23 protein-coding genes and 1 riboswitch are annotated in these 25779 nt (G+C 61.4%); of the genes, 9 read left to right on the forward strand and 14 right to left on the reverse strand.

Annotated elements, in window-relative coordinates; all coding sequences use genetic code 11:
* The first annotated feature begins 249 nt into the window (after window positions 1–249).
* Both BN3002_RS09735 and BN3002_RS09740 read left to right on the forward strand, forming a co-directional pair.
* Window positions 250–846: a DUF1349 domain-containing protein gene (locus BN3002_RS09735; protein WP_058237662.1), complete on the forward strand. Its 597-nt coding sequence runs from the start codon at window positions 250–252 to the stop codon at window positions 844–846.
* A gap of 121 nt (window positions 847–967) precedes the next feature.
* Window positions 968–2053, forward strand: coding sequence for an AEC family transporter (locus BN3002_RS09740; protein WP_058237663.1), 1086 nt, complete (start codon window positions 968–970; stop codon window positions 2051–2053).
* A gap of 16 nt (window positions 2054–2069) precedes the next feature.
* Here the strand turns inward: BN3002_RS09740 and BN3002_RS09745 are convergent, their stop codons facing one another.
* The 4 genes from BN3002_RS09745 to BN3002_RS09760 are packed head-to-tail and all read right to left on the reverse strand — an operon-like array spanning window position 2070 to window position 7514.
* Window positions 2070–4025, reverse strand: a complete 1956-nt coding sequence (locus tag BN3002_RS09745) for an acyltransferase family protein (protein ID WP_257525613.1) — start codon at window positions 4023–4025, stop codon at window positions 2070–2072.
* Window positions 3994–5346 carry an alpha/beta fold hydrolase gene (locus tag BN3002_RS09750; protein ID WP_058237665.1) on the reverse strand — a complete coding sequence of 451 codons (1353 nt, stop codon included), beginning with the start codon at window positions 5344–5346 and terminating at the stop codon, window positions 3994–3996. The genes BN3002_RS09745 and BN3002_RS09750 overlap by 32 nt, the downstream gene beginning before the upstream one ends.
* A 30-nt stretch (window positions 5347–5376) precedes the next feature.
* Entirely contained in the window at window positions 5377–6774 is a 1398-nt protein-coding gene (locus BN3002_RS09755; protein ID WP_058237666.1) for an FtsX-like permease family protein, read from the reverse strand.
* Window positions 6771–7514, reverse strand: coding sequence for an ABC transporter ATP-binding protein (locus BN3002_RS09760; protein WP_257525614.1), 744 nt, complete (start codon window positions 7512–7514; stop codon window positions 6771–6773). The genes BN3002_RS09755 and BN3002_RS09760 overlap by 4 nt, the downstream gene beginning before the upstream one ends.
* 151 nt (window positions 7515–7665) lie before the next feature.
* Here BN3002_RS09760 and BN3002_RS09765 point away from each other — a divergent pair, with 151 nt between their 5' ends.
* Both BN3002_RS09765 and BN3002_RS09770 read left to right on the forward strand, forming a co-directional pair.
* Window positions 7666–8616, forward strand: coding sequence for a sensor histidine kinase (locus BN3002_RS09765; RefSeq protein ID WP_257525701.1), 951 nt, complete (start codon window positions 7666–7668; stop codon window positions 8614–8616).
* On the forward strand, window positions 8616–9338 hold the full coding sequence (locus BN3002_RS09770) for a response regulator transcription factor (protein ID WP_058237668.1): 723 nt from the start codon (window positions 8616–8618) through the stop codon (window positions 9336–9338). The genes BN3002_RS09765 and BN3002_RS09770 overlap by 1 nt, the downstream gene beginning before the upstream one ends.
* 35 nt (window positions 9339–9373) lie before the next feature.
* Here BN3002_RS09770 and BN3002_RS10960 read toward each other — a convergent pair whose 3' ends face one another.
* The 10 genes from BN3002_RS10960 to BN3002_RS09820 form a co-directional block, all read right to left on the reverse strand.
* Entirely contained in the window at window positions 9374–10291 is a 918-nt protein-coding gene (locus tag BN3002_RS10960; RefSeq protein ID WP_082628642.1) for a ribonuclease H family protein, read from the reverse strand.
* Window positions 10284–12689, reverse strand: coding sequence for a S9 family peptidase (locus tag BN3002_RS09780; RefSeq protein ID WP_082628643.1), 2406 nt, complete (start codon window positions 12687–12689; stop codon window positions 10284–10286). The genes BN3002_RS10960 and BN3002_RS09780 overlap by 8 nt, the downstream gene beginning before the upstream one ends.
* Before the next feature lie 349 nt (window positions 12690–13038).
* Window positions 13039–13938, reverse strand: a complete 900-nt coding sequence (locus BN3002_RS09785; RefSeq protein WP_058237669.1) for a sulfite exporter TauE/SafE family protein — start codon at window positions 13936–13938, stop codon at window positions 13039–13041.
* Window positions 13939–13982: 44 nt separating this feature from the next.
* A complete protein-coding gene (locus tag BN3002_RS09790) occupies window positions 13983–15737 on the reverse strand; it encodes an ABC-ATPase domain-containing protein (RefSeq protein ID WP_058237670.1) in 1755 nt (584 codons plus the stop codon).
* Between the two features lie 167 nt (window positions 15738–15904).
* Window positions 15905–16528, reverse strand: a complete 624-nt coding sequence (locus BN3002_RS09795) for a hypothetical protein (RefSeq protein ID WP_058237671.1) — start codon at window positions 16526–16528, stop codon at window positions 15905–15907.
* 122 nt (window positions 16529–16650) lie between these two features.
* The gene (gene nrdE / locus BN3002_RS09800; RefSeq protein ID WP_058237672.1) at window positions 16651–18804 is read right to left on the reverse strand and encodes a class 1b ribonucleoside-diphosphate reductase subunit alpha; all 2154 of its coding nucleotides are present in this window, start codon (window positions 18802–18804) and stop codon (window positions 16651–16653) included.
* A complete protein-coding gene (nrdI, locus tag BN3002_RS09805) occupies window positions 18765–19190 on the reverse strand; it encodes a class Ib ribonucleoside-diphosphate reductase assembly flavoprotein NrdI (protein WP_058237673.1) in 426 nt (141 codons plus the stop codon). Before nrdI ends, nrdE begins: the two co-directional genes overlap by 40 nt.
* 169 nt (window positions 19191–19359) lie before the next feature.
* Entirely contained in the window at window positions 19360–19623 is a 264-nt protein-coding gene (nrdH, locus tag BN3002_RS09810; RefSeq protein ID WP_058237674.1) for a glutaredoxin-like protein NrdH, read from the reverse strand.
* 464 nt (window positions 19624–20087) lie between these two features.
* Window positions 20088–20609, reverse strand: coding sequence for a GNAT family N-acetyltransferase (locus tag BN3002_RS09815; RefSeq protein ID WP_257525615.1), 522 nt, complete (start codon window positions 20607–20609; stop codon window positions 20088–20090).
* A gap of 124 nt (window positions 20610–20733) precedes the next feature.
* On the reverse strand, window positions 20734–21567 hold the full coding sequence (locus BN3002_RS09820; protein WP_058237675.1) for a hypothetical protein: 834 nt from the start codon (window positions 21565–21567) through the stop codon (window positions 20734–20736).
* Window positions 21568–21641: 74 nt separating this feature from the next.
* Here BN3002_RS09820 and BN3002_RS09825 point away from each other — a divergent pair, with 74 nt between their 5' ends.
* From BN3002_RS09825 to BN3002_RS09845, 5 genes are all read left to right on the forward strand, one after another.
* Entirely contained in the window at window positions 21642–22124 is a 483-nt protein-coding gene (locus BN3002_RS09825; protein ID WP_058237676.1) for a fluoride efflux transporter FluC, read from the forward strand.
* Window positions 22121–22576 carry a fluoride efflux transporter FluC gene (locus tag BN3002_RS09830; protein WP_058237677.1) on the forward strand — a complete coding sequence of 152 codons (456 nt, stop codon included), beginning with the start codon at window positions 22121–22123 and terminating at the stop codon, window positions 22574–22576. The genes BN3002_RS09825 and BN3002_RS09830 overlap by 4 nt, the downstream gene beginning before the upstream one ends.
* 61 nt (window positions 22577–22637) lie before the next feature.
* A riboswitch (SAM riboswitch) is annotated at window positions 22638–22728 on the forward strand.
* A 4-nt stretch (window positions 22729–22732) separates the two neighbouring features.
* Window positions 22733–23725, forward strand: a complete 993-nt coding sequence (locus BN3002_RS09835) for a methionine ABC transporter ATP-binding protein (protein ID WP_058237678.1) — start codon at window positions 22733–22735, stop codon at window positions 23723–23725.
* A gap of 2 nt (window positions 23726–23727) precedes the next feature.
* Window positions 23728–24471: a methionine ABC transporter permease gene (locus BN3002_RS09840; RefSeq protein WP_058237956.1), complete on the forward strand. Its 744-nt coding sequence runs from the start codon at window positions 23728–23730 to the stop codon at window positions 24469–24471.
* A 236-nt stretch (window positions 24472–24707) separates the two neighbouring features.
* A complete protein-coding gene (locus tag BN3002_RS09845; protein WP_058237679.1) occupies window positions 24708–25601 on the forward strand; it encodes a MetQ/NlpA family ABC transporter substrate-binding protein in 894 nt (297 codons plus the stop codon).
* The last annotated feature ends 178 nt before the right edge of the window (window positions 25602–25779 follow it).

The following is a 25779-nucleotide window of genomic DNA, read 5'->3' on the forward strand; positions in this document are numbered from 1 at the left end:
CGCAAGTCATCAGAAGCCTCCCATGTATCCAGTGCTGTCAATCCTACGTGGCGGCATGTGCATTTGCAGCCGAGCCGGACGAACGCTCCCGCCACGCAGTGCTCCAGTCGCTCACCTCAGGAGGCCCCGGTATGAAACAGTAGAAGCAGCAGCGGACAGCGTCGCCCTCGTCGGTGCTGATGACCGGGACGCCCTGCCCCGCGTATCTCTATGACCGGATGAGTCTGCCTGGAGCGTAAGGAGCGCGAGATGACCACTCACACAACCGTTGCCTGGAGCGAGGGCCGCTGGCTACATGACCCTGCCGAACACCATATCGACGACGCGGGAACGCTGGTGGTGACCGCTACCGAGAAATCCGATGCGTGGGAGCGTACCTACTACGGCTTCAGCGTGAACACTGTGAACGCCCTGGTCAGGGAACTTCCCCACGGTGCAGCAATGGAGGTGACGCTCAACGCGGCCTTCTCCGAGCAATTCGACCAGGCTGGCATTTTCGTGCGCGCCGGCGCGAAGAACTGGGTCAAAGCGGGCCTTGAATTTTCCGACGGAGTGCTGCAGCTGGGCGCGGTCGTCACGCGCGGCGTGTCCGACTGGTCAGTGTCGCCGGTCCACGAATGGCTCAACAAAGATGTGGTGATCCGCGTGAGCCGCCACGACGATTCGATCATCCTGCGTGCCGGCGTGGTGGGCGAGGACCTCAGGTTGGTGCGAGTCCTGCCGTGTCTGCCTGATGATGGCTCGGTGGTGGAGGCAGGCCCCTTCGTGTGCTCGCCGTCCAGGGGCGGACTGTCCATCGCCTTCTCGTCATGGACGCTCGGCCCTGCAGACGCCAGTTTGCACTGACGAGGGTGGTGCGGTGGACCAATTGTGCGCATCCTCGAACTGACTCCTATTGTTAAAGAGCACGGGCCGCATGGGTCCGTGAAAATGCCGGCAGCACGCTGGATGTCACGATGAGGAAACGGTGCTAGGGACAGTACTGACAACGATCACACCCATGATCACGGTGGGAGTGCTGGGAACACTTTTCGCACGCAACCGTCACTTTGTCGGTGCCCTGAACCCGATCAACGACTTCGTCTTCTATGTCACCCTGCCGTGCTACATGTTCACCGTCGTGCTCAATGCGCCACTGGACACGTCAGCTACCCCGGTCGTGGAAGCACTCTCAGGCCCCGTCATCGCAGTGCTCCTCTACTTCCTGCTCGGCTTCGCTCTCCGAGCAGTCTCTAAGCGGCGTCGGCTGTGTCAGGAACGTCGTGAAGGACAGGAAACGGACGCTGATCTCTCCGCCCGTGACCGTGCCCGCACAAGCGGAGCGTTCAACCCGTCCCCCATTGTTTTGGGCGCGACCTTCGGCAACGTCGGATACATGGGTGTGCCTATCGCACTGGCCCTGATCGGACCACAGGCCGGCCTTGCGGGCGGCGTCATTCAACTGCTCCACAACGTTGTTTTCCTGTCGGGCTATCCCATCATGCGTCAGCTCCTGCTGGGACAGTCCGCGCACGAGGAACACGTCGACCGTGATCACGCCACGCATATTGCCCGCCCCCGCCACTGGCCGCGAGCGCTCCAAGTCCTCATCCAGGCCGTCACCATGCCTCCCACAATTGCCTTTGCCTTGGCACTTGGCGTCAATGCCCTGCATATCCGCCTCCCGGAGGCGATCACGCACACGACGTCACTGATTGCCGGAGCCACGGTGCCCTGTGCCTTGTTCGCGATTGGTCTGGCTGTCCCTGAGGCCCTGCGGGCCCTGCGTCAGCGTTTTGTCCCATTGTCAGTGGTCCTTGCTGCGGCCCTGACGAAGACGGTGGTGCTGCCGCTGCTGGTGGCGGGCGTGATCGCAGCGTGTGGCATTGATATTCATTCGGTGTGGGCGCTGACGGCGATCGTCCTGGCGAGCATTCCCTCGGCGTCAGCGGTGCTCAACCTTGCGCTCGGCCTGGATGGTGACCCTCAGGGAGCAACCTCCACGATCGTTATGACGCTGACCGTCTTTCCCGTGACATTCCCGCTGGTGTTCTTGCTGGTGAGCGCCCTGTAGCAGGCGCTTCCTGCCCTTACCTCGGCACAGTGTCGAGGGCGTCCAGCACAGTCCGCGTCCACACCTTTGCGCCCTCTTCGTCGGGGTGAACGTTGTCGGAGGCCAGAAGGTCGGTGTGCTCTGCAATCGCGGCGGCCCAGTCGGCCACGCGAACCCGGTCCTTATGCGCTGCCGCCCATGAACGGATCGTGTCAGCGGCGAGACGAATCCACGTATCATCGTCCGGGCCAAACCCGGTGACCAGCACGAGGCGACGATCCGGCCCGAGCTGCTTGAGCACCTCATCGAGCTGCTCGGGTGGAACATCACCGTTAGTGGCCAGAGCGACAACGACGTAGGGGCGGGCACCATATTCAGCATCAACCTGCGTGAGGACGGATGAAACCTGATAGATCGAACGCGACACTTCGGCATTGATCGCAATACCCGGACGCTCCTCAGTTAAAGCAGGCGCAGCCGCCAGCGTCACCGAATCCCCGATCACCGTGATCTGATTGCCGGGAATCGGTGTGGCGGGCTGATCTGAATGGTCGTGTCCCGCTCCGGATACGGCACCTGCGGCAGCGGACTGGGCAGCAGACGGGTCGCCCTCGGCCTTCTGGCCGGACGCGGGGGTGGTATCGCCGGCAGCGGACTGCGAGCCGGAAATGGCGGCCTGGCCGGAGCGAATGGCCTGCTCGGCGCTGGACATGGCAGGCTGGCGCGCCACTGCAGTCACGAGCACTCCGATGATCAGCATCGAGACTATGAACACGATGATGCGGCCACGCTCCTGCAGGCTCGTGATCCACAAGCGCACTGTGGCGATGATGCCGCCCTTGCGCAGCGGCGTTTCGATCCACCGATAGGAGGCCTCTGCGATCACGACGCTGAGCGCTGCCAGAGCGAGCGCCATCGGGCGCGGCATGTCGCCATCGACGAGGTAGTAGCCCAGAACCCACAGCGGCCAGTGCCACAGGTAGATGCCATAGGAGCGTTCACCAATCCAGCGCATGAAGGGTGCATCAAGGATGCGGCACAGGAAACGTCCCGATACGGAACCGCTCAGTACTGCCGGCATCATCGCCTGGATCACTCCGACCGCGCCGAGCGTTGCAAGGATCAGAACGATTTCCAGGACGAGCGGACTGTTGTTCATGGGCAACATGATGGCGACCACCACGATGATGACGGCGCCCACGTAGCCCAGCGAGGCGCGAGCCGTCGCAGTGCGCGCACTGATCGGGGCGGGTTCATCGATGCTGAGCGGATCGACGCAGGCCAACGCCAGCGCGCTGCCTGCCATCAGGCCGAAGGCACGCGAATCGGTTCCCATGTAGATGCGCGAGGGGTCAGCACCTCCCGCTGCCAATGCCAGTGCCCACAGAGCTGATGCCGCCATCAGACATGCAGCGACGATCCAGATCCAGCGCTCTGAATGGGTGAAAACGCGGCGCGCCAGCCACAGAAGGGCGATCACGATGAGCGGCCAGATCAGGTAGAACTGCTGCTCGATGGCCAGGGACCACATGTGGGTGAGCAGCAGCGGCTGATTGCGGTCGAAGTAGCTGGATCCGGCAGCAATCTCCACCCAGTTATAGGTATACGTCAACGCGCCGACGAATTGGCGTCGGATAGCCAGCAGCGCATCCCCGCCGACTATGGTCGCCGCAGTGGTGGCCACCACCACCATGACTGCGACGGCAGGAACCAGGCGGCGCACCCGCCGCACCCAAAAGCCCTTGAGATCAATGCGACCGGCCGTGCGGAACTCATGGATCAGCAGGGACGTGATGAGGAATCCCGAAATCACCAGGAACACATCCACGCCTACCATGCCGCCCGGCATCCACGAGCGCATCAGGTGGTAGATCAGCACCACTGCGACTGCCAGCGCGCGCAGCCCGTCAAGGCCGGGAACGCGCCGCCGGGTGGATGCTGTGTGCTGTGAATCTGCCACGTCAGTCGCGCTGTAGAGCAAAGAGATGGTCAAGCACGGCGCCTCCTGAGACACGCAAACCGTCATGCTGGTACTCGTTTGTCACCCACACGCGCGATCCGCGAATGGCGCTCGCAGTTTCCAGTGACAACTCACGCGGCACAAACATGTCATCGAAGTAGACGGCCGACGCGACAGGTACCGAGTTCTCAGCCAGCACCTCCGGGTCGTACACCGCTGGCCAGTCGGTGCGGTTGGCCAGGATGTCGGCAGCCTCGCCCAGTCCGGTCAGCTCCGGATCCTCATCGAAAATCGAGCGCATCATGTGCTCGCCGGTCAGGTAGTACGGCTCGGACGTATCCAACGGGTCAGCATCTGGATCAAACCCCGCGATCTCACGCGAAAGCCGATCCGCTGACCAGCGGGTTGCAGTGCCCGCGAGGGCAGGGGTGGTCGCAGCGTAAATCGTTTCCTGCAGCACCGCATACATGGGAGTGGTCTGAGCGACCTCGTCTGCCACTTGTTGTAGGAAGTGACGCGACAGGCGTGAGACCCCGTTAACCGTGACGAAGGGGGCTTCCAGCATGTAGTGCAGTGTGTCGAAACGCAGTTGCCCACCCAGACATATGCCGATCATGCGGAAACGCTCCGTGGAGAGGCGCTCACCGGTTGGCAGGCATTCCTCGTGGTCACGCAGATGCGCGGCGATGCGGCGAATCATCGGCTCATCGTCAGGGTAACGCTCATAGTACGCGCGGTTGCGTGCTGCGGTACGCTCGTAGGTCAGCCGGTAAATCGAATCAATGTCCGTCAGACCGGGCAGACCGCCGGTGTTGAAGACGGCGCGCAGCCCTTCGGGTGCAATCGACAGGTAGCACGTGTTGATGAAGCCGCCAAAACTCTGACCGAGCGTCGTCCACGGCTCATCGCCAGCCAGCTCACGGCGCACAACTTCCGCATCGCGCACAATCTGATCCTGTCGGAACAGCATCAGGTAGTCAGCAATTTCCTGAGCAGTGGGAGCGTGGTCACCCTCGTCAGTGACGGATTGATTGCCGAGGGAACTCAGCGTGAGCTTGTCGAGCCGGTGGGATCTGCCCGTCCCGCGCTGGTCCAGCAGAACGACGCGGTAGTCCTTGAGCATGCGGCCGATGAATCCGTCGCGAAAATCGCCTGGACGGGGGCCTTCAACTCCGGGACCACCCTGCATGAACACTAGGTATGGCAGGTTGTCTCCACCGGGGGGGATAATCTCGCGAGCATAAATATCCACCGTCCCGTGGTCATGCGCATCGGGCGCATTGTGATCCAGTGGGACGGTGAATGTGTGGTCGTGAATGGTGTTTGAATGGTGAATGTAGCTTCCGATGCGCATGCACCACAGTGTAGCCACGGGTGGCGAGCCTCAGTCGTTGGCGCGCCCCAGGGCAGCCAGGACGTGACGCTCCAGCGGTGTGCAGATCAGCAACGCCACCAGACTCATTCCCAGTCCGATGCCGCCAATCATGAGCAGGCGGACCAGCGTGTCGTCCGTGGCGGCGCTGCGTCCTCCGGTTGACGCCAGCGACAGGCCACGACCCAAAGCGGCGAACAGGATGGATGTCACAACCAGGGGTGCGAAACTCTGGAACAGTCGAACAAGGGTGAACAGGTGACGAGGGAATCCCATGCGGTCCAGGGCCTGAGTTTGTGTGAGTCGATCGAAGACCCCTGACGCCTGGTTCATCAGGGTGGACAGGGCTGACACGGCGAAGCCGATTCCCAGCGTGATCGTCACGCCCAGCGGGACGTCGTGCGTGAAGAGGATTACCTCTGGTGGTATTTCCTGCTTTGTGGTGGACACCGTAGCGAAGTCCATGACGGAGGTGAACCCGCCGATGAAGCACAGAATGGACAGCGCTCCGACTGCGCGCCACACAGCGCGCGGGTCATCCATGATGCGGCGGGCCGCCAGGACCACCGAGGGGAAGTGACTCAGCGTGAATGGTGCAGCCAGCAGCTGAATGATGAACGGAGCTGCGATTGCGATCGCGATGATGGTGACAGATAGCAGCGCAATAACAACGAGCATTCCCTGATTATTGAAGTCGGCGGTCGGGAAGATAGCGAAGGTGCAGAACAGAACGATTGCTCCTGCCAGGACGAACAGGCGCCACATCCGCAGTGCCTTCGGTGTATGCCGCTTGGCGACTCCCAGCGGTGAGATCCGCACTTTCTGCAGGCCGACCAGTGTTGAGATGACTGCGATAGTGAGCAGGACGGCCAGCACAATCGCCAGCATCCATGCAGGCACGAGCATCTCGGCAGGGTCGATGGCGACAGTGAGGAAATGAGCGTGCGACCACAACGGCAGTGTCACCACGTACAGTATGACGCCAATGGCTGCGCCGATTACCCACTGGATAACCGTTTCCACCAGTGCGATCAGGATGACCTGCCCACTTGTTGCTCCAACCAGACGCAGTGAGGCGAGGCGTTCGGATCTGCCCTGTGCTCCCAGGCGTGCCGCTGAGGACCCGAGAGAGAACACGGGGAAGGCAAGTAAGACGACTGCGAACAGGGCGAACACGAGATACGCTTCTGTTGCCGATGGATGCAAGTCGAGGCGTGCGAACGTTTTCAGGAGGCGCTCGGAAGGATCATTTGCCCATGTGTAGAACATCCACACGCCGCCTGCCACAGTCAGCGTCATCGCGGTGGACAGTGCAAATGATGCGACGGCCAGGACGTCCAGCCACGCGTCTCCGGCACGGGAGCGCAGCCTGCCGACGGTGAGCATCGGAGCCAAGTGCAGGGTCTTCATCGCAGACCACCACCGGGGGCCTGAGCAGGAACCTCGCGCACACCCGAATCTGCGTGCACAACGCCGTCACGGATTTCAACGAGTCGTTGACACCAGTCGGCAACGTGTGAATCGTGCGTGACGATGATGAGCGTTGCGCCACTCATCTGCGTTGTTGTGGTCAGAATCTGCATCACCTCGTGGCCGGTGGACTGGTCGAGCGCGCCGGTCGGCTCGTCGGCAAAAACCACGCTGGGAGAGCCTGCCAAGGCGCGTGCGATGGCGACGCGCTGCATCTGCCCGCCTGACATTTCACCGGGACGGCGCGACTTCTCGGTACCCAGGCCGAGCCGCTCCAGCCAGATATCGGCCTGAGCGAGGGACGCTTTGCGGCTTTGCCCCGTCAGCATCAGCGGCACGGCCACGTTTTCACGTGCGGGAAGTTCGGGGATGAGCTGGCCATCCTGGAACACGAAGCCGAATCGGGCCAGGCGCAGTTTGGAGCGGCGCGCGTCGGACAGTGCTGAAATGTTGTCCTGCCCCAGGAACGCGGCTCCCGATGTGGGTGGCAGAATCCCAGCCAGGCAGTGCAGCAGTGTGGACTTGCCGGACCCTGACGGACCCATGATCGCCACTGACTGCCCGGGCGGGAATTCGATGTCAACGCCTCGTAGAGCCGGTACGGTACCGAAATTCTTCGTCAACGCGTGGCCGCTGAGCACCTGAGGTGTTGCGGACGCGGAATTCATTCTTTGTGCCATGTCACCAGTACATCCTTTTGCGTGCTGATTCACCAGTGAGCAGGGGCGATATTTCATGGTAGAGCCAGGTCTACTGTCTGAACCGACCAGTACTGGAGCGCGCCGTCACCCTCCGGCCTGCGTGTGGCGCTTATAGGATGTTCGTGTGCAGATGCGAGATGAATGGAAAGCGTTCCTATGCGGAGCAGGCGCATGTCTCAGCGCTCTGACTGCATGCCTGTTTGCCCTGATGTTTCTCAGCAATCCCGGGATTGGTCTGGGTGTGGCGGTCGTGTGCGCACTCGCCGTATGTGCGGCCTGCCTGTTCAACGTGTGGACAATGGTCAGGGACCACGACGGTGGGGCGCGGTGGCGCCGCTCGACTGCTCCTGCAGCGCCCGACGCTTTTGACGAGGTGGTGCACGCGCACCGAGACATCGCCAATGCCTTCGAAATTGAGCGCCGCCGCATTGAACGCGACCTGCATGACGGAGCGCAGCAGTTCATCGTTGCAGCATCAATGGATATCGGGGAAGCGGCTTTGATGCTCGATGACCTGTCAGCGGGCGACAGCGTGGATCCCGCGAGTATGCGCAGCGTCAGCGAACGCCTCGAATCAGCAGCCCAGCGCACGGGAAAAGCTCTGTCCGCCTTGCGTCGCACAGTTGCCGGCATCCACCCTAAAGTGCTGTCAGATCTGGGGCTTGAGGCAGCGGTGCGAGACCTGGCGGACGCCAGTCCGCTGGACGCCGACGTCAAGGTACCCATCCCGCTTCCCGACATTCCTCAGGGCGTGATTGCTGCCGGATACTTCATGGTGGCTGAATGCCTGACGAACGCCGCGAAGTATGCGCCTCACGCGCATGTCACCGTGCTGGTCATCGCCGGTGAGAATCTGCAGATCACAGTGACAGATGACGGTCCTGGAGGAGCAAGCGTGCGCGCCGACGGCGGACTGGCTGGCATGCGTGAACGGCTGGCCTCTTTCGGCGGTTCCCTGGATGTGTCCAGTCCCGAGGGTGGCCCGACCATTATTTCGGGGCGAATTCCGCTCATGTTGATGCGCGGCGAATTCAGCGTCACATCACGAGCCGGCTCACCCCTCACCAATAAGGAGGCATGATGAAACTCATCGTGGCAGATGACTCCACGCTTTTCCGTGAAGGCATTATCGGCCTGCTGGAGCGACGCGGCCATGAGGTCATCGTTCACGTCGCCACAGCGCCGGAGCTGATTGACGCAGTTGGACAGGTCGACGCGGACCTGGTGATCACCGATGTGCGCATGCCGCCGGGAATGAGTGATGACGGCCTGCGCGCAGCTGTTGAGATCCGCAGACAGCACCCTGGTTTGGGAATAGTGGTGCTGTCACAGTATGTGGCACCGGCCTACGCGCGCGAACTGTTCAACCCGCAGTCCGCCCACCATCTGGCTTCGGATGTCAGGTTTGCGGGGTCACCTTCGGCCGGCAACGTGGACGAGGACGCCCCCGGAGGGCTCGGCTACCTGCTCAAAGACCGTGTCGCGAGGGTGGCTGACTTCATCCGATCGCTCGACATTGTCGCTGCTGGCGGCGTGGTGATCGACCCGGAGGTGGCGGCGGAGCTGATGCGGCACGAGCCGTCGAAGCTGTCCACGCTGACTGAGCGCGAAATTGAGATTCTCGCGCTCATGGCGCGCGGATTGTCGAATGCGGAGCTGGCCGATGAACTGGTCGTATCGGCGGCAACCGTGTCGAAACACGTGGCGAACATCTTCCTCAAACTCGGCATGGAGCCGGGTGAGGAGAACCGTCGGGTGCGCGCGGTGCTGGCCTACCTGACTGAGCAGCACGCGCAGCGCTGATTGCCGGCGTACCGTCGCGCTGGTGCCGGCCTGGCTTAGCCGGCGTCGACCACGGGCGTGAACTGCTGCCAGATGACGCGCGCCGTGTCAGCACTGGATCCTGCCCACATGTGAGTGATGCGGATTGTGCCTGGCCACGTCGCATCGCTGCCTGAAATCGTAAAGGTAGCGATCCACATGTTCGCGCCGCCCTCACAGATCTCGATGCGACTGACCCGGCACGACTCGCCCGGACGAATCGGCACATCACGCAGCTCTAAGCGATCGTGTCCCTCATGGTCAATAATGCGGGCACCTTCCGCCTCATACGTGCCAAGCTCCTTGACGTTGAGGCTGGCCCACGCGCGGATCAGACTCTTTTGCCGACGCCGTATCGTCGCTGCGCAGTCAACGGCGGGCGGGTCACCCTCGTCAATCGGAGATGCACAACTAGAACCTGGTGAGGACTCAAAACCTGAGCCGGATACGGATGCGAAACCTGGGCCTGGCTCGGGGGCTCGACCATCGCGGTACGCTTCTGCCGCGCCGCGCGCGTGAGTGTCAGCCAGCTCGTTGAGGTCATGTCCGGCGTGGCCGCGCACCCACGCGAAGTGTGCATCGCGTGAGGCGATGAGCCGGTCAATCTCCTGAATGACCTCGAGGTTCGCGATCGGCTTCTTGTCGGCTTTCTGCCACCCCTTCTTCTTCCACGACGGTGCCCACTTGGTGATGACGTTAATGGCGTACTGTGAATCAGCCAGGATTTCCAGGCGTCTGCCGCGCAGCTCATCCGTGTCGGTTGCGCGCAGGAGCTCCAACACGGCGGTCAGCTCGCCCAGGTTGTTCGTTCCTGACGGCCAGCCACCGGCATCCCAGTGGTCACGGTCCACGACCCACGCCCATCCGGCAGGTCCTGGATTTCCAAGCGATGAGCCGTCGACGGCAGCGCGGATCGGATCTGACGATTCACTCATTGATTCCCACCTGACTGAGGGCGAAAGCGAACTCTTCGGCGCGGGAGGCCCAATGCCCGTAGCGTCCGGACGGGCCGCGGTGTCCGGCAACCATCTGGGTGCGCATGATGATCGGGCGCTCAGTCGGGTCGCTCTGACCGGCAAATGTGGTTGTGACGGCTGCACTGCCCAGCTCAGATGCACGGCCCGCCGCTGTCGTATTGCCCGCAGTGGCCTGGCGCAGGCGCTGCACCCACTTCAGCGGCTCACCGAAGAGCACGCGCGTGTCGTTAATGCTGGTGGAGGCCATAATCGCGGGGTACTCCACGCCGTCGGCAACATTTTCATACGGCGAATACGACTTCATAACGGTGTAGATTTCGCGATCTTCAATCGGATTGCCCCACTCTTCCCATTCACCGACCGTCAGCGGCAACGAGGGATCAAGGATCGAGGTCAGTGCGTCAACGAACGGCACGCCGGCCAAGATCACCCGGAACAGGTCAGGTGCCATATTCGTCACCGCACCCATGAGCAGGCCACCAGCCGAACGTCCCTCCGCGATCAGGCGGTGTGGCGCTACCCACCCGGCGTCGACAAGGAAGCGCCCCACGTCGATGAAATCGGTGAACGTATGGGTTTTCACCTCGCGCCGGCCATCCTCGTACCACCAGCGCCCCATCTCACCGCCGCCACGAATATGAGCGAGGGCGAACACGACACCGCGCCGAATCGCCGGCAGGCGCAGCACGGAAAACTCCGGGTCGTTGGAAATCTCATACGAGCCGTAGCCGTACAGCCAGCCTGCTGCACGTCCATCGCACGCAGCGTCGCGGCGGTGCACCAGTGTGACCGGGATACGGGTGTGGCCATCACGGGCCGTGACCCACACGCGCTCTTCCACATAGCCGGCGCGCTGCTCGGCATCCCACCCGGGCACTGCTTTTTCACGCAGGACGTGTGCGGATCCGTCACGAGGATCCACGGAGACCGTGCGAGGCGGCTGCGTGATCGACTGGCATTCAACCAGGATCAGCCGGTCGTGCCAGTCCAGTTGACCCACAGTGTTCATCGTGAGGACCGCACCGTTATCGTGAGCGCCGGGCAGGACCGCGCGGGGCTCGGACCAGATTTGCGCGTAGTCGGGACGATGCTGACGCGCACTCGCAGCGGCAGCTTCGGGCGCGGTGGGAGCGGTGCGCGTCATGTACTCCAGCCAGGTCTGGCCATCGCGACGCATCGAGATCACGCACATCGACTCATACGCCTCCACATCCAGCAGGCGCGGTCCTTGGCTGTCACCCTCGATCAGCGTGTGCCACGTCGAATAATCCACCGATTCGGCAGCGCCTCCCTCGTCCCTGACCTGCGGAAGCGGTGCGATGGCGAGGCTGCCTTCGCGACTGTCGGCGGTGTGGATCAACAGGAGGTGATCGCCGGCCGGTTCTGCGCTGACCAGGACGCCCGGTCTGCGGCCTGTGACGCTGACCGGCATGTGGTGCGGCTGGAGGGTCGGCCACAGCCATACCTCGCTGGTGGACGTCGAAGCCGACGTAATCACCACCCAGTTCGGGTCACGTGCCTGCTCAAAGTAGACTTCGAAACGCTCATCCGGCTCGTCAAGGAGGCGGCGGTCGTGCGCTGGATCCTCACCTACGACGTGCAGCCACACCTGGCATGCGCGCCAGGCATCGTCGACCCGCGTGTACAGCACCGACGCTGAATCAGCTGACCATGCCACGCCGTACCCAACGTTCGTGACCTGCTCATCGACCGTGCGCCCGGAGGCAATATCCGTGACCACCAGCGTGTAGCGCTCATCTCCACTCGTGTCCTTGAGCCACGCCACGCGCGTACCGTCCGGGCTGGGCGCCCACTCGCCCACAGAAAAGAACTCTTCGCCCGCAGCCTGAGCGTTCTCATCAATGACGGTTTCCTCACCCGGAGCGGGACGGTCGGCGTGGATCGTCGGCGGAGAAAGTGGGGCGGCGTCGACGTGCGCTGGCGATTCGTCATTGACGAGGGTGACCGGCACGCGCTGATGAGACACATACTGTGAGCCTTCTTCGGTGCGATCGAAATACCAGTACTGGCCGATGCGGATCGGTACGGTGACATCGGTTTCAACGGTGTGCGCCTTGAACTCGCTGACCAGCGTGTCGCTCAGCGCGCGCAGCGGAGCCGTGACGTGATCGGCCCACGCGTTTTCCTTTTCCACCAGGTCGATGACTGCAGGGTCGTCCGCGCAACGCAACCACTGGAAGGGATCTGCGAAGGAATCACCGTGGAAGGAACGCGGCGGATCCAATGGCCGGGACTGTGCTCGCGGCGGAACGGGTGGCTGAGCCTGCGCTCGCGGCGGCTGGATGCCTGCGTCGTGGTGCTGTTTGTTATTAGATGGCGCGGAAGAGTGGTGCATGGCTGTCAGTGTAGACGCTTGGCAGCGCGCCGGTTCGATGCGGGCGCCAGGGCTGGAGGTGCTGCCTCAGGCCGAGCCTCGCGTCATCCGCGTGCACGATGCCCAAGATTCAAGCCCCCAAGGTGCACAACCCCCAAGATTCAAGCCCCCAAGGTGCACAACCCCCTAGATTTAAGCCCCCAAGGTACACAATCCCCTAAATCTGACCCTTCAGGATGCACAATCCCCTAGATCTAACGCGCCGCATTTCCGCCCCGTTTTGAAAGCTGCAGGTCGCGGGGTGTTCGGATTGTCGAGGGTGGTCCCGTCCGTTGTTTAGCTAGGGGATTGTGCAAAAAACTGCGACTTTTTAGGGGATTGTGCATGCGCGCACTGCCATAAGAACGGCCATGCACGCGCCGAAGATCACCACGCTGATTCGCAGCACTCGCGCCGGAATCCTCACACCGATCCACGCTCCCAGCGGAGAGCCAATGAGCGATCCGACCGCCACGCAGGCAGCAGCGATCCACGTGCGAGTATCGAGAGTGCCGGACAGGGGTGAAGTGACCGATAGCGTCGGATCCTGCGCCCCCGCAGCCACTGCGATGGCGACGACAATGAAGAACAACGCTGCGACAACGTTGACGATCGCCTGCAGCAGATTCTTCAGAGCGTTGTGCGTATGGATGCTGCCGGGCAGGAAAACTCCCAGAATCGCCAGGAAAATGATCCCCTGAGCAGCGGAAAAGAACCCGCCATACACTGCGCCGCACACCACCAACAGAGCCAGTACACCCAGTCGCGCAGAGGACACGGGCAGCGCCCCCGAGCCGTCATCATGTGCGCTCACCATCCGGGCAAGGCGCGGCTGGCACGCAACCAGGACAGTCGCCAGGGCAATAAGGAACGGCACGATGAGGGTAAACGTGCTGGCAGATACGCGCAGCAGCAGGCCGGCACCAATGAGCGCCCCGCCAGCGGCGCACAGCGACAGGCCACCGATGCGGCCGCGCGACAGAGTAAATGCTGACGGCGCAGAAACAGCAGCGGCGGAGTCTCCCTCGTGCATGAATGTGCGGTAGGAATAGGCGCCGGCCACTGCGCCGGGTGCCAAACCGACCGTGTTCGCCACATTGGCGCTGATCGGGGGGACGCCGAGCAGCACCATCACCGGGTAGGTGACCAGTGATCCTGACCCGATGATCGTGTTGATCGCACCGGCCACCACCCCTGCGACGGTGACGGCGAGAAGCGCTGCAATACCCACAAGACCTGACCTACCCTGACTGCTGACCTGACCACCCGCCCAGCTCAGCGCATGGTCAGAGCGCGATACCGGTTGACGGCAGCACCGATGTCAATGGGACGCGGCCGCACCAGGAACGCCGGCCACGGCCTGCCTCGATCCTTCGTCAACACGTCCAGACTTTGCTCACCGATCATCTCGTCGAGGCGCTCCAGCTCCTGATCGATGGAGTGCTCACCGTCTGCGAGGTCATCCAGCACGGTGCGCAACGCCCACGCGATTGCTTCAGTCTGGCCCGCATCCACAATCTGCTCCACGTCGGACACGTCCACAGTGTGTCGGTCCAGTGTGATCGTATCGAGGCCCGCCGACTTGGTCTTCGGCTTGCCGCGACCCGAATTGCCTCGATCCCGCATGAGCACACGTGGCCTGCCCACCGGAAAGTCCTCCTCATCTGTGCGTTCGCGCGGCATCTCCGCCACCACCGCACGAGCCTGGTCGGTGACATCCCGGCACTGATATGTGTCCATCATCAGCACGCAGTCCGCGATGTCGAGGTAGTCACCTGACCCACCCATGACCATCAGCGTGGAGACGTGGCGCTGATCAAAAAGGGCGCGCACGCGGTCCACCAGCGGCGTGATCGGTTCACGTTCGGCCGCAACAAGGCGACGCATGCGCGCATCACGGATCAGCAGGTTCGTCGCTGACGTGTCCTCATCCAGCATGAGCAGTGGACTGCCCAATTCGACCGCCTCCACGATGGCTGCGGCCTGGGAGGTTGAACCGGAGGCATTCTGCGTGGAAAAGTCGCTGGTATCCGCACCGCCCGGCAGATGCGCGATGAAGGCGGAGACATCTACGCCCGTCACTGGGCGCCCATCGGCTGCACGCACTTTCATTGCCGAGGGCGTCGTCGCCACCAATTGCCTGCCATCTGCAGGAACATGGGCGTATACCGAGCGTTGAATCGCGGCGAGCAGGGTGGATTTACCGTGATAGCCACCGCCCACAATGACGGTCACGCCCGGCTCGAGCGCCATGCCGGACACCTCGCCGGCGTGAGGCAAGGTCACTGTGCGGCGCAGTGATTCCGGTGAGCTGAATGGAACGGCGTCCTCCATCGGCAGGTCGGAAACGCCGGATCTGCGCGCCAGAATCGCATCATCAGCCACGAATGTGACCCAGTTGTTGTCGACCAGTGCCTGCTGAAGGGCCTGGTAGTCCTCGTAGGTGTGAACGTGTTGATGCAGTTCGTCGAGGTGCCGGTCGGCCTGGTCAGAGACAAAGTCGAAGGTTTCCACCACGATGTCTGGCACGTCCTGGTCAAAGATCCGGGCGGCTGTCAGACCCTGAATGGTGCGTCCACGTGCCGGCATGTGGACCTGGAATCGCAGCTCAACCCGGTCAGGCATCACGGTGCAGGCTGAGCGCTCCAGGATTTCCTGCCCGGTGCGTGCGACCTGGACAGGGGAGCCGTGACCGGCCCCTCCGGATCCTTGGCCGGACATTTTTCGGATCGCGTGGCTAAAAGAGCGCAGCAGGAAGTCGGCGCTGGCGACGCGTTGGGTGTGAGTGGACAGGCAGTCGTCGGGGATCCCCATTGTCTGTGGTGAGGCAATCACGCGCACAGCCGATGGCGGTGCGTACGGGTCGGACTGGACGCGGTCAATGGCGATGGAAAAGTCGCCGTAATCCCAGTCTCCGGTTGCTGACTTGTAGGAGCCGTAGCTTTTTCCGTCCAGGCGGCGCAGCAGTTCAATCAGGTCTCGATCGGTGCCGGAACGACGTCGGATAGGAGTATGGGGTCGAGGAGTCATGATCCCAGCCTACGGCTTCACGCGTCCGGACACGAACGTCAGCTGCGCCGGGTTTGTCACCATCGGCTGCTTTGGCGGCAGTCTCAGGCCAGCCGCGCATGGCTGCCACCACTGGCCGATCTGGCGGCAATATCAGGCCAGCCGCGCATGGGACCCCTCGTCGATGCTTAAACCTGTAGATTCGCCATCGCGACGATTATGGCCAGCACCACGCAGACGACACCGAGCAGGATGTAGATGACGGTGACCGCAATTGAGATACCGCGCGCAATGCGGGCACGTGACATCGCCTGAAACGGCAGACCTGCCCTGCGTCCCTTGTTGATCATCGACTGGCTCCAGATCCACATCGGCACCGACAGCAGTATTCCCAGCGTGAAGAACGAGACGATGGAAAGGATCAGCGCCACCAGCCCGTTCGACTCAATTTCCGTGTAGACCTGCTGGGAGGAATGCTCATTCCAGTAAGGTCCCTGCGGGCCGTCAGTTTGCTGCTGAGGCGTCCACGGTGAGTACTGGCCCTGGGGCGTGCCTCCCGATCGCGGATGCGTGTCCGGTGCGCCGTAGCGGGGAGCCGAACTTTGCCACGATGACGGTGAAGCCGTTGCGGATCCTGCTGAGTCTCCGGACCCGGAACTGCCGGCTGACTCGTATGGGCCGGCGTTGGTCTGACGGGTAGTTGATGTATCGGAGGCGTGGGACTGTGAAGCGGATGAGGCCTCATCGGTCTCAGCATCAGGTGCGAAACGTTTCGAGTCATTGTCATCGGTGGCGTATTGATACATCGGCACGGCAAACCTCCTTAGGCTCACGATCATTGTAAAACATGGGTCGCCCTCGTCGAAGGTGAAAAATCGACGAGGGCGACCGCAGGTGCCTCAAAGAGCCGAGGAACTGAAAGCCTGGCGCATGCCTACAACATGCAGGAAACGCAGCCTTCGACTTCGGTGCCTTCCAGAGCCTGTTGACGGATCCGCATGTAGTACATGGTCTTGATGCCCTTGCGCCACGCACGAATGTAGGACTTGTTGACGTCACGTGAGGTCACGGTGTTCGGGTAGAACAGTGTCAGCGACAGTCCCTGGTCAACGTGCTGCGTGGCAACCGCGTAGGTGTCAATGATCTTTTCAGGGCCGATTTCGTAGGCATCCTCGTAGTACTCAACGTTGTCGTTGGTCATGTAGGGCGCCGGGTAGTACACGCGGCCGATCTTGCCTTCCTTGCGGATCTCGATCTTGGAGACGATCGGGTGGATCGACGAGGTCGCGTTGTTGATGTAGCTGATCGACCCGGTGGGAGGAACGGCCTGCAGGTTCTGGTTGTACATGCCGTACTTCGCCACGTCCGCTGCCAGTGCCTTCCAGTCTTCCTGGGTCGGAATGTGGATCGAGGATTTGGCGAGCAGTTCACGGCACTTATCCGTTGTCGGCTCCCACGTGCCGTTGATGTACTTGTCGAAGTACGTGCCACTGGCGTAGTCGGAATCTTCAAAGCCGACGAACTTTTCACCGCGTTCGCGCGCAATCATGCACGACGCCTTGATCGCCTCAAACGCCACGGCCAGAAAGTACATGTTCGTGAAGTCGAGTGCTTCTTCGGAGCCGTAGTGCACGCGTTCGCGCGCAAGGTATCCGTGCAGGTTCATCTGTCCCAGACCGATCGCGTGGCTCATGGCGTTGCCGCGCGCAATGGAGGGGACGGACTGGATATTGGACAGGTCGGACACTGCCGTCAGGCCACGAACCGCCGTCTCGATGGTTTGCGAGAAGTTGGGCGAATCCATTGTTTTGGCAATGTTCAGGGATCCGAGGTTACACGAAATATCCTTGCCCACGTGCGAATACGTCAGGTCTTCGTTGAACTCGGAGGCTTCGGAGACCTGCAGGATTTCCGAGCACAGGTTCGACATCGTGATGCGGCCCTTGATCGGGTTGGCGCGGTTGACGGTGTCTTCGAAGACGATGTACGGGTAGCCGGATTCGAACTGGATTTCAGCCAGCGTCTGGAAGAAGCGGCGAGCGTTGATCTTCTTCTTGTGGATACGCCCGTCATCGACCATTTCGCGGTACTTCTCGGTCACGGAAATTTCGCTGAACGGCTTACCGTAGACGCGTTCGACGTCGTAGGGGCTGAACAGGTACATATCCTCGTTGGCGCGCGCGAGTTCGAACGTAATATCCGGGATAACGACACCCAGGGAGAGCGTCTTGATACGGATCTTCTCGTCCGCGTTCTCACGCTTCGTGTCCAGGAAGGACATGATGTCCGGGTGATGGGCGTGCAGGTAGACGGCTCCTGCGCCCTGGCGCGCACCCAGCTGGTTCGCATAGGAGAACGAATCTTCCAGCAGTTTCATCACGGGAACAACACCGCTGGACTGATGCTCGATGCGTTTGATCGGTGCGCCCGCTTCGCGCAGGTTCGTCAGTGACAGTGCCACGCCGCCACCACGCTTGGACAGCTGCAAAGCGGAGTTCACACCTCGGGCGATGGACTCCATGTTGTCTTCGACGCGGATCAGGAAGCAGGAGACCAGTTCGCCGCGCGCACGCTTGCCCGCGTTGAGGAAGGTGGGTGTGGCCGGCTGGAAACGTCCTGACATGATCTCGTCGATGAGCTTGCGTGCCAGTTCGATGTCGCCGCGCGCCAGGTACATTGCCACGATGACAACGCGATCCTCGAAGCGTTCCAGGTACCGTTTGCCGTCGAATGTTTTCAGCGTGTACGACGTGTAGTACTTGAATGCGCCCAGGAACGTTTGAAAGCGGAACTTGTAGGCGTAGGCCTGCTTGTACAGGTCCTTGATGTCCTGAGGCTCGTACTGCTCGAGCACGTCGCCCTCGTAGTAGCCTTCGCGCACTAGGTACTCGAGTTTTTCTTCGAGGTCGTGGAAGAACACGGTGTTCTTGTTGACGTGCTGGAGAAAGTACTGGCGAGCCGCCTGACGGTCCGCTTCGAACTGAATCTTGCCGTTCTCGTCATACAGGTTGAGCTGGGCATTCAGCGCATGGTAGTCGAGGTCAGTGCTCAACTCTTCTGGGCCGGTGTCGGTGAGATTTTCGACCAAAATTCCTTCAATCCTTCGCGGACTCGGGAGACATCCTCGGACGTGCCGAGAAGCTCGAACTTATACATATGGGGAACGTGTAGCTTTGCAGAGATGATATCGCCCGCCAAGCAGTACGCCGGTCCGAAATTGGTGTTGCCTGAGGAGATCACTCCCCGGCAATATGAGCGGTTGGTGGCATCGTTGAGGAACTTGATGACCTGTTTGGGCACAGCTCCTTTGATATTTCCCCCGCCGTAGGTAGGGGTGATCAGAATGAAGTCGGTGTGAACGTGCAGGAATTCATCATGCGGGTGAAGAGGGATGCGGTGCGCCGGATAGCCCAGTTTTTCGACGAAACGGCGCGTGTTCCCCGTCGCCGACGAAAAGTAGACGATCTCCACCATGACTGAGGAATCTCCTTATATGGACGTGAGAGCCGGTTAAGTGTGTGAGCCTGCGGGCCGAGGGTGGCATGCGCCGTGGATGGTGTGAACCGTCGGTCGTGCCTTCCGCGTCTGACCTGTGCATGGGAAAAGCCCGACACCTGCGAGGTGGCCGGGCTTCACGCATTGATCAGGCTTGGGCGACCCGCAGCGGTGCAGCCTCGGCAGCCATTGCCGCAGCAGCTTTGATGCGGTCGGGGCGGTAGCCGCTCCAGTGGTCCTCGCCGGCGATCACAACGGGTGCCTGCTGGTAGCCCAGTCCCTTAATGTATTCGAGTGCTTCGGGATCCTGCGTCACGTCGATCGAGGTGTATTCCAGGCCCTGCTTGCCGAGCGCACGGTAGGTCGCATCACACTGCACGCACATCGGCTTCGAGTACACGGTGATGGTCATGGGATGCTCCTTTTTCTTCTATGCGCTCTGTGAGGTGGTGGGGATCGTCAGGTTCGGTGCGCGTCCTGCGCGCCTTCTTGATACCCCGAGCCGTAGTGGCTCCGTTGATGTATTAACACTACACCTTGTGGCGCCAAGTGCAAGTGACCACTACATGTTGTGTCTGAGTGATGGTGTGCATCGCGCTGTGGACAGGCTGTGGACAGCGATCGGCGGGCCTGTATCTGACAGCTTAAACTCCGGGCGGACCTGTGGATAGATGGAATCCCAGCGTGGTGCGCAATCCATATATCTAGTGGGCGTGTTGCGTTTCTTCGGCGTGTCGCCCCTATATTTAGGGTGGCGGACTGGTTGTCGTACCTCTATATAGGCGCATTCGGGCGCTGCAGCGGTGTCACAGGCCATCGTTCAAACGCCATCGGGCCCTACTGTCAGACCCCTCATTGCGGGACAGTCCCTTTCGCTCAGCCTTGGAGCCGGTAGACTTCATGATCTCCCGCCTTCCCGGCACCGGGGACCAGGCGCAGTCCGAGCTTTTCAGCAAGTCGAGCCGAGGCTGTGTTTGCGGGGTCGATAATCGCCACGATTGGGAGCTGTGGGTGGCGGTCGCGTGCCCATTCGATTGCGGCACTGGCAGCTTCGGTCGCGTACCCCTTGCCCTGCGCCTGTGACGCGAAGCGGTAGTAGAGATTCAGGACCGTCTCGTCACCCTCGACCGCATGCCGCACGCCAGTGAAACCGATAGTTTCACCTCCGTAAGTCAACACGACAAAGTAACCGATGCCGTGCTGGTGCCAATCCTGTTGCCACGCGGACGTCAGTTCCACGGCTTCGTCACGGTCTTTCATCGTGAGCTCCGGTCGGTGTCTGTAGGTCAGCGGGTCCGAGTGAATCTTAAAGACAGCGTCAACGTCTGCGTCCTGTGGTGGCCGCAGGCAGAGGCGTTCGGTCATCAGGGGAGTCGAATCTGCCGTCATGTCAGTCATAGTTCTCCTTTGATTGAGGGCGGGCTTCATTGGGGGCGGACTCACCTCGACTACACACTCGGGGCACGAACCGAATCCACAGCATCGCGCGCGAGGCGACCCGAGCCTGACGCATCAGGCTCCGTTACTGGTTCGCCAACTGCCCGGCGATCTGACTGACAAGCGCTTTCACCTCATCGAGACGATCCGCCGGCTGCGGTCCCACAGAGATCAGCACATTGGAAACACGGGCGCCGACGCTCACCTCGTGTTCTGCTGCCTCTGCCTGCGTACTGGTTTCCAGCACCCATCCCTGTGAGATCGCCGCATCATCCCAGTTGGACAACGCCAGCGTCGTAGGCGCCCCGCCACCAATCATGACCGTGTACTGCGAGCACTGCGCCGCCAGATCCTCAACGGCAGTCACTGCTTCTGCTGCCTCGTCACCCGACGGTGCGACAGCAACGAAAACCCCCTTCATATCGGCTGTCTGCTCGTCGCCTTCCTGCGGAAGATACAGACTGCGGTGGGGCCATTGGGCGCTCAGAGCTCCGAAAGTATGAGGCCGCCACAGGATCGACGCGCACGCAGCCGGCTCTATCGCCTCGGGTGGCAGATCACTTTCAGCCGCGCCGGTCGGGTCCGCCTTGGTGTCAGCGCCGTCATCGCCCTCACCCTCGGGAACGTTCTTGAGGGTGCGACCGTCAGACAATGGTGCGGCAACTGCAGCGTCCACCTGCTCTTCCGTTAATTCAGCTTCATTGGCGAGGGAGTCCCCATCTGTCTCATCAGATTGCGCACCGGATTGCGCGCCGTCTGATCGTTCGGCGGCAGGGGCGGATGACTGGCTGGAGGCTCCAGAGTCTTCGCCGCTGCCGCCCGTGTCCGGTGAGCAGGCCACAAGCGTCAATGCCAGTGCTCCTGATGCGGCCCCTGCGAACCAGATGCGAACCTGGCGTCTGGAAAAAACGCGTGTCATGGTTGGCTTCCTTACCTCGGTTACTTCACCCTACCGCGCCGGCATGATGGCACGCGTGGCGTTAGGCTGACCGTGTGGAATCCGCGCACACCGCCTCTGATGACCAGTCCCATTCGCGGCGCACGCCTGCACTTTCGCGCGCACGCCTGGCTGACATTGCGTGCGTGTTCCTCGGTGGCATGATCGGTACCCTCGTCCGCGCAAGTCTTGACCATATTGCGGCGGCACATCCCGCCTCATCGGCGCTGGTGCTGGCGTGGTCGACCATTGCGTGCAATCTTGCGGGCGCGCTTATCCTTGGTTTTTGCGCAGGAGCCGGCCGGTGGCTGAGCGCTCGCGTCAACCTTCTGATCGGCACTGGTATATGCGGGGCGCTGACTACATATTCGACCATGATGCTTGGCGCAGTCACATTCGTCCACAGCCCTCCGCTCGACACCACGACGGGCGCGATGGGCAGAATCCTTGCTGGCAGTGCCATTACCCTCGGCCTGCTTGTCCTGGGGGTAGGTGTCGCCGCTGCCGGCTGGTGGCTCGGAAAAAAGGCGCGGCCATGAGCGCGCTGATGTGGATACTCACCGCCCTGGCCGGCGGGTGTGGGGCCACCTGTCGGTGGCTGCTGTCGGGAGCAATCACGCGGCGACTGAACGCGCCGACGTCTGCCTCGTCAATAAGTCGACATGTGCACGGCTCGCGCGCCCAGCTCCTGCGTCCACTATGTGGAATCGCGGCGGTCAACGTGATCGGATGCCTGCTGGCCGGCGCATTCACGTTTCTGACGACATGGCCGCACTGGTGGACGGTGATCGGCGTGGGGTTCCTCGGTGCGTTCACGACGTTTTCCACCGCCGTCGTTGACGTGTGTGAAGTGCTGCGAAGCCACCGCACGGCCCTTGGTGCGAGCCTGCTGGTCGGTGTGTGGGCGCTATGCGTGGTGGCTGTCATTGTGGGGGCGGCTGCTGCTTCGATCGCGATGTTTGCTCTGGCCACGGTGAGTGCAGGCGGGTGAAGATGGTCACGAGTTGGGCTCGACGTTTGCTCTAAACGCGCCGACACTTTAAAGTAGTGATCGACCATCCAGAGCAGCTAAGAGACCTGGCTCGATGACGCTGCAGCAACCCCCGGTCACGGAGAGGGTGCTTCCGCCAGGACCGATGGAGGAACCATGATTGACCTTCACGACGTACGCAAGGTGTATCACTTGCGCGGCGGGAATGACGTTGTCGCACTTGATGACGTGACGCTGCACGTCGATGCGGGCTCGATTCATGGAATCGTGGGTCAATCGGGGGCCGGAAAATCCACACTGATCCGCTGTCTGACCGCCCTCGAACGCCCAACCAGTGGTGAAATCGTGGTCAACGACGTTGACATGACTCAGCTGCGCGGAGCGAAACTGCGTCAGGCTCGCCGGAACTTCGGCATGGTGTTTCAGGCAGCCAACCTGCTCGATGCACGCACGGCGGCAGAAAACATTGCATACACGCTGCAGATTGCGCGTCGCCCGAAGAAAGAAATCGACGAGCGCGTTGAAGAACTCCTGACCATGGTGGGGCTGCAGGGACGCGGCGGCTCCTATCCCTCGCAACTGTCAGGTGGCCAGCGCCAACGCGTCGGCATTGCGCGCGGCCTGGCTGGAACTCCGGCAGTGCTGCTTTGCGATGAGCCGACCTCCGCACTCGATCAGGACTCAACCGGCCAGATCCTCGATCTGCTGCGCGACCTGCGCGACTCACTGGGTGTGACGATTGTGATCATCACGCATGAGATGGCGGTTGTACGCGAAATCTGTGACTCGGTGACACTGCTCAACCACGGCGGCGTCCTCCAGAGTGGAACGATCGAAGAGATCATGAAGGATCCGTCCTCGCCGTTGGCTCAGGAACTGGTCCCCTTGCCGAACGTGGACGATGCCGTGATCCCGGAAGACCGCGCGCTGCTGGACCTGATTTTCACTTCAAGCCCCGGTGTGCCCACCGGTGCCAGCGTGCTCAACATGAGCGCGTCGATGGGTGCCGACGTGACCGCAGGGGTTTTCGAGTCCATCGGATCAACACAGGTGGGACGCCTGGCGCTGTCAGTGCCGCGCTACCACACTCAGCAGATCCTTCAACAGCTTCATGACCAAGGTATCTACGCGACTGAAAGGCTGGCATGATCATGAATCATGTACTGCTTGCTGCCCACATCGGTGTTGCACAATTTCAGTCCGCCATGATGTCGATTGCAGCAGACAAACCCACCTGGGGTGACAACCCGGCACTGACCAAGCAGTTCCTGCCGGCAGTGTGGGAAACACTCGTGATGACCGGCGTCGCCACACTGGTGACCGTGATCTTCGGTTTGCCGCTCGGCCTGCTGGTCGTCAACACGTCGCGCCACGGGCTCACGCCCAACCGCATCGTGCACCAGATCCTCGGCGTGATCGTCAACGTCGGCCGCTCATTCCCATTCATCATCCTGCTGATCGCGATTGTGCCGCTGACCAGGTTCCTGGTGGGAACCACGCTCGGCTGGAAAGCCGCGATGCCGTCCCTGATTATTGGTGCCATCCCGTTCTTTGCACGACTGGTGGAAACAAACGTGCTGGCCGTTTCACGCGGCAAGATTGAAGCAGCCCAAATGATGGGCGCATCCAACCAGCGCATCTACTGGGGGGTCCAGGTTCGCGAAGCTCTGCCTGCCCTGATCCAGTCGGTGACAGTCCTGGCGATCACGTTGATCGGCTACTCGGCAATGGCCGGAGCGGTCGGTGCCGGTGGCCTTGGAAAGCTGGCCATCAACTACGGCTACAACCAATTCATGCCCGACGTCATGCTGTGCGCAGTCGTTGCGATCATCATCATCGTCCAGGTGATCCAGATGATGGGTGACATGATCAGCCGGCTGGTGGACCACCGCTGAGGCACTACCAGCCGGCACACACCGCGGGCACTGCCCGCATCAGATTTCATGCGCGGCACCCGTCGCATCTGATCCGCAATACGCCTGCAACATGAGGAGTGCATTGCATCAACGGGAAGGTCGCCCTCGTTCATCTCACATGCTTCAGCGCAATTGAAAAAACCTGAAAACTTGACCATTCCGAATATAGAAACGGTTTGCATCGACAGACCGGCAACATGATTGGAGAAACTCTCATGCGTCTATCTCATCTGAACACACGCTCTTTCAAGGCCCTCGCAGTGTGCGGCCTGGCAGCATCCTTCGCGCTGGCAGGCTGCGGCGGCAACTCAACGGAATCAGCCACCAGCGGCTCGGCTGACGCAGCAGCATCAGGCGAAGCAGGCGGCGCAAGCGGTGACGTCATCAACCTGACCGTCGGCGCCAGCCCTTCACCGCATGCCAAAGTCCTGCACTTTATTCAGGACAACCTGGCTGCTGAAGCTGGCATTAACCTGGAGATCGTCGAGTACACCGACTACCATCAGCCGAACGTTGCACTGAACAGCGGTGACCTGGATGCGAACTTCTACCAGACCCCGAACTTCCTGAAAGACCAGGTCAAGGAATTCGGCTATGAGTTCGACCAGGGCGAGGGCGTCCACATCGAGCCGCTCGGTATCTTCTCCGAGAAGATCAAGGACCTGAAGGATTTCCCCGATGGCGGCAAGATCGGCATCATCTCTGATGTGACCAACCAGCGTCGTGCACTCGAACTGCTTGAAGCCAACGGATTCGTCAAGATTGCCGAGGGTGACGAGGCAGCCAACATCAACTCTGTTGAAAAGCTCAAGAACTTCGAGTTCTTTGAAGCCGAAGGCGCACAGCTGGTACGTTCACTGTCTGACGTTGACATCGCCGTGATCAACGGTAACTTCGCGCAGGAAGGTGGCCTGACCATCAATGGTGACGCACTGGTTGCCGAGCAGGGTAAGGGAAGCCCGTACACCAACTTGCTCGTGTGGAAGAAGGATCTGTCTGGTGACAAGCTCGAAGGTGTGAAGAAGCTTGACGAGCTGCTGCACTCCGACGAGGTCCGCACCTTCTTCGAAGAGAACTGGTCAGACGGCACCGTCCTTCCCGCGTTCTAAGCAGCTTGCTGGCACTGCTCCAGACAGTGTGCTGAGCAGTGCCAGATAGGGCTGTCCTCCTGATAGTAACGGCAGCCACTGCTTTACGCGGTAGCTGCCATTCAAGGGAGAAACTTCATAACAGATGGGGCGGCGCACTTCGCGAACGGAAGTGTGCCGCCCCCATCAGTACATTTTC

It is taken from the genome of Actinomyces ihuae (assembly GCF_001457875.1).
Lineage (GTDB): Bacteria > Actinomycetota > Actinomycetes > Actinomycetales > Actinomycetaceae > Pauljensenia > Pauljensenia radingae_A.

Coding starts and splice junctions, on each gene's coding strand:
- BN3002_RS09735 (WP_058237662.1), top strand. CDS start 250: ATGACCACTCACACAACCGTTGCCTGGAGCGAGGGCCGCTGGCTACAT.
- BN3002_RS09750 (WP_058237665.1), bottom strand. CDS start 5,346: ATGCGCATCGGAAGCTACATTCACCATTCAAACACCATTCACGACCAC.
- BN3002_RS09755 (WP_058237666.1), bottom strand. CDS start 6,774: ATGAAGACCCTGCACTTGGCTCCGATGCTCACCGTCGGCAGGCTGCGC.
- BN3002_RS09760 (WP_257525614.1), bottom strand. CDS start 7,514: ATGGCACAAAGAATGAATTCCGCGTCCGCAACACCTCAGGTGCTCAGC.
- BN3002_RS09765 (WP_257525701.1), top strand. CDS start 7,666: ATGCGAGATGAATGGAAAGCGTTCCTATGCGGAGCAGGCGCATGTCTC.
- BN3002_RS09770 (WP_058237668.1), top strand. CDS start 8,616: ATGAAACTCATCGTGGCAGATGACTCCACGCTTTTCCGTGAAGGCATT.
- BN3002_RS10960 (WP_082628642.1), bottom strand. CDS start 10,291: ATGAGTGAATCGTCAGATCCGATCCGCGCTGCCGTCGACGGCTCATCG.
- BN3002_RS09780 (WP_082628643.1), bottom strand. CDS start 12,689: ATGCACCACTCTTCCGCGCCATCTAATAACAAACAGCACCACGACGCA.
- BN3002_RS09790 (WP_058237670.1), bottom strand. CDS start 15,737: ATGACTCCTCGACCCCATACTCCTATCCGACGTCGTTCCGGCACCGAT.
- nrdI (WP_058237673.1), bottom strand. CDS start 19,190: ATGGTGGAGATCGTCTACTTTTCGTCGGCGACGGGGAACACGCGCCGT.
- nrdH (WP_058237674.1), bottom strand. CDS start 19,623: ATGACCATCACCGTGTACTCGAAGCCGATGTGCGTGCAGTGTGATGCG.
- BN3002_RS09815 (WP_257525615.1), bottom strand. CDS start 20,609: ATGACTGACATGACGGCAGATTCGACTCCCCTGATGACCGAACGCCTC.
- BN3002_RS09820 (WP_058237675.1), bottom strand. CDS start 21,567: ATGACACGCGTTTTTTCCAGACGCCAGGTTCGCATCTGGTTCGCAGGG.
- BN3002_RS09830 (WP_058237677.1), top strand. CDS start 22,121: ATGAGCGCGCTGATGTGGATACTCACCGCCCTGGCCGGCGGGTGTGGG.
- BN3002_RS09835 (WP_058237678.1), top strand. CDS start 22,733: ATGATTGACCTTCACGACGTACGCAAGGTGTATCACTTGCGCGGCGGG.
- BN3002_RS09840 (WP_058237956.1), top strand. CDS start 23,728: ATGAATCATGTACTGCTTGCTGCCCACATCGGTGTTGCACAATTTCAG.
- BN3002_RS09845 (WP_058237679.1), top strand. CDS start 24,708: ATGCGTCTATCTCATCTGAACACACGCTCTTTCAAGGCCCTCGCAGTG.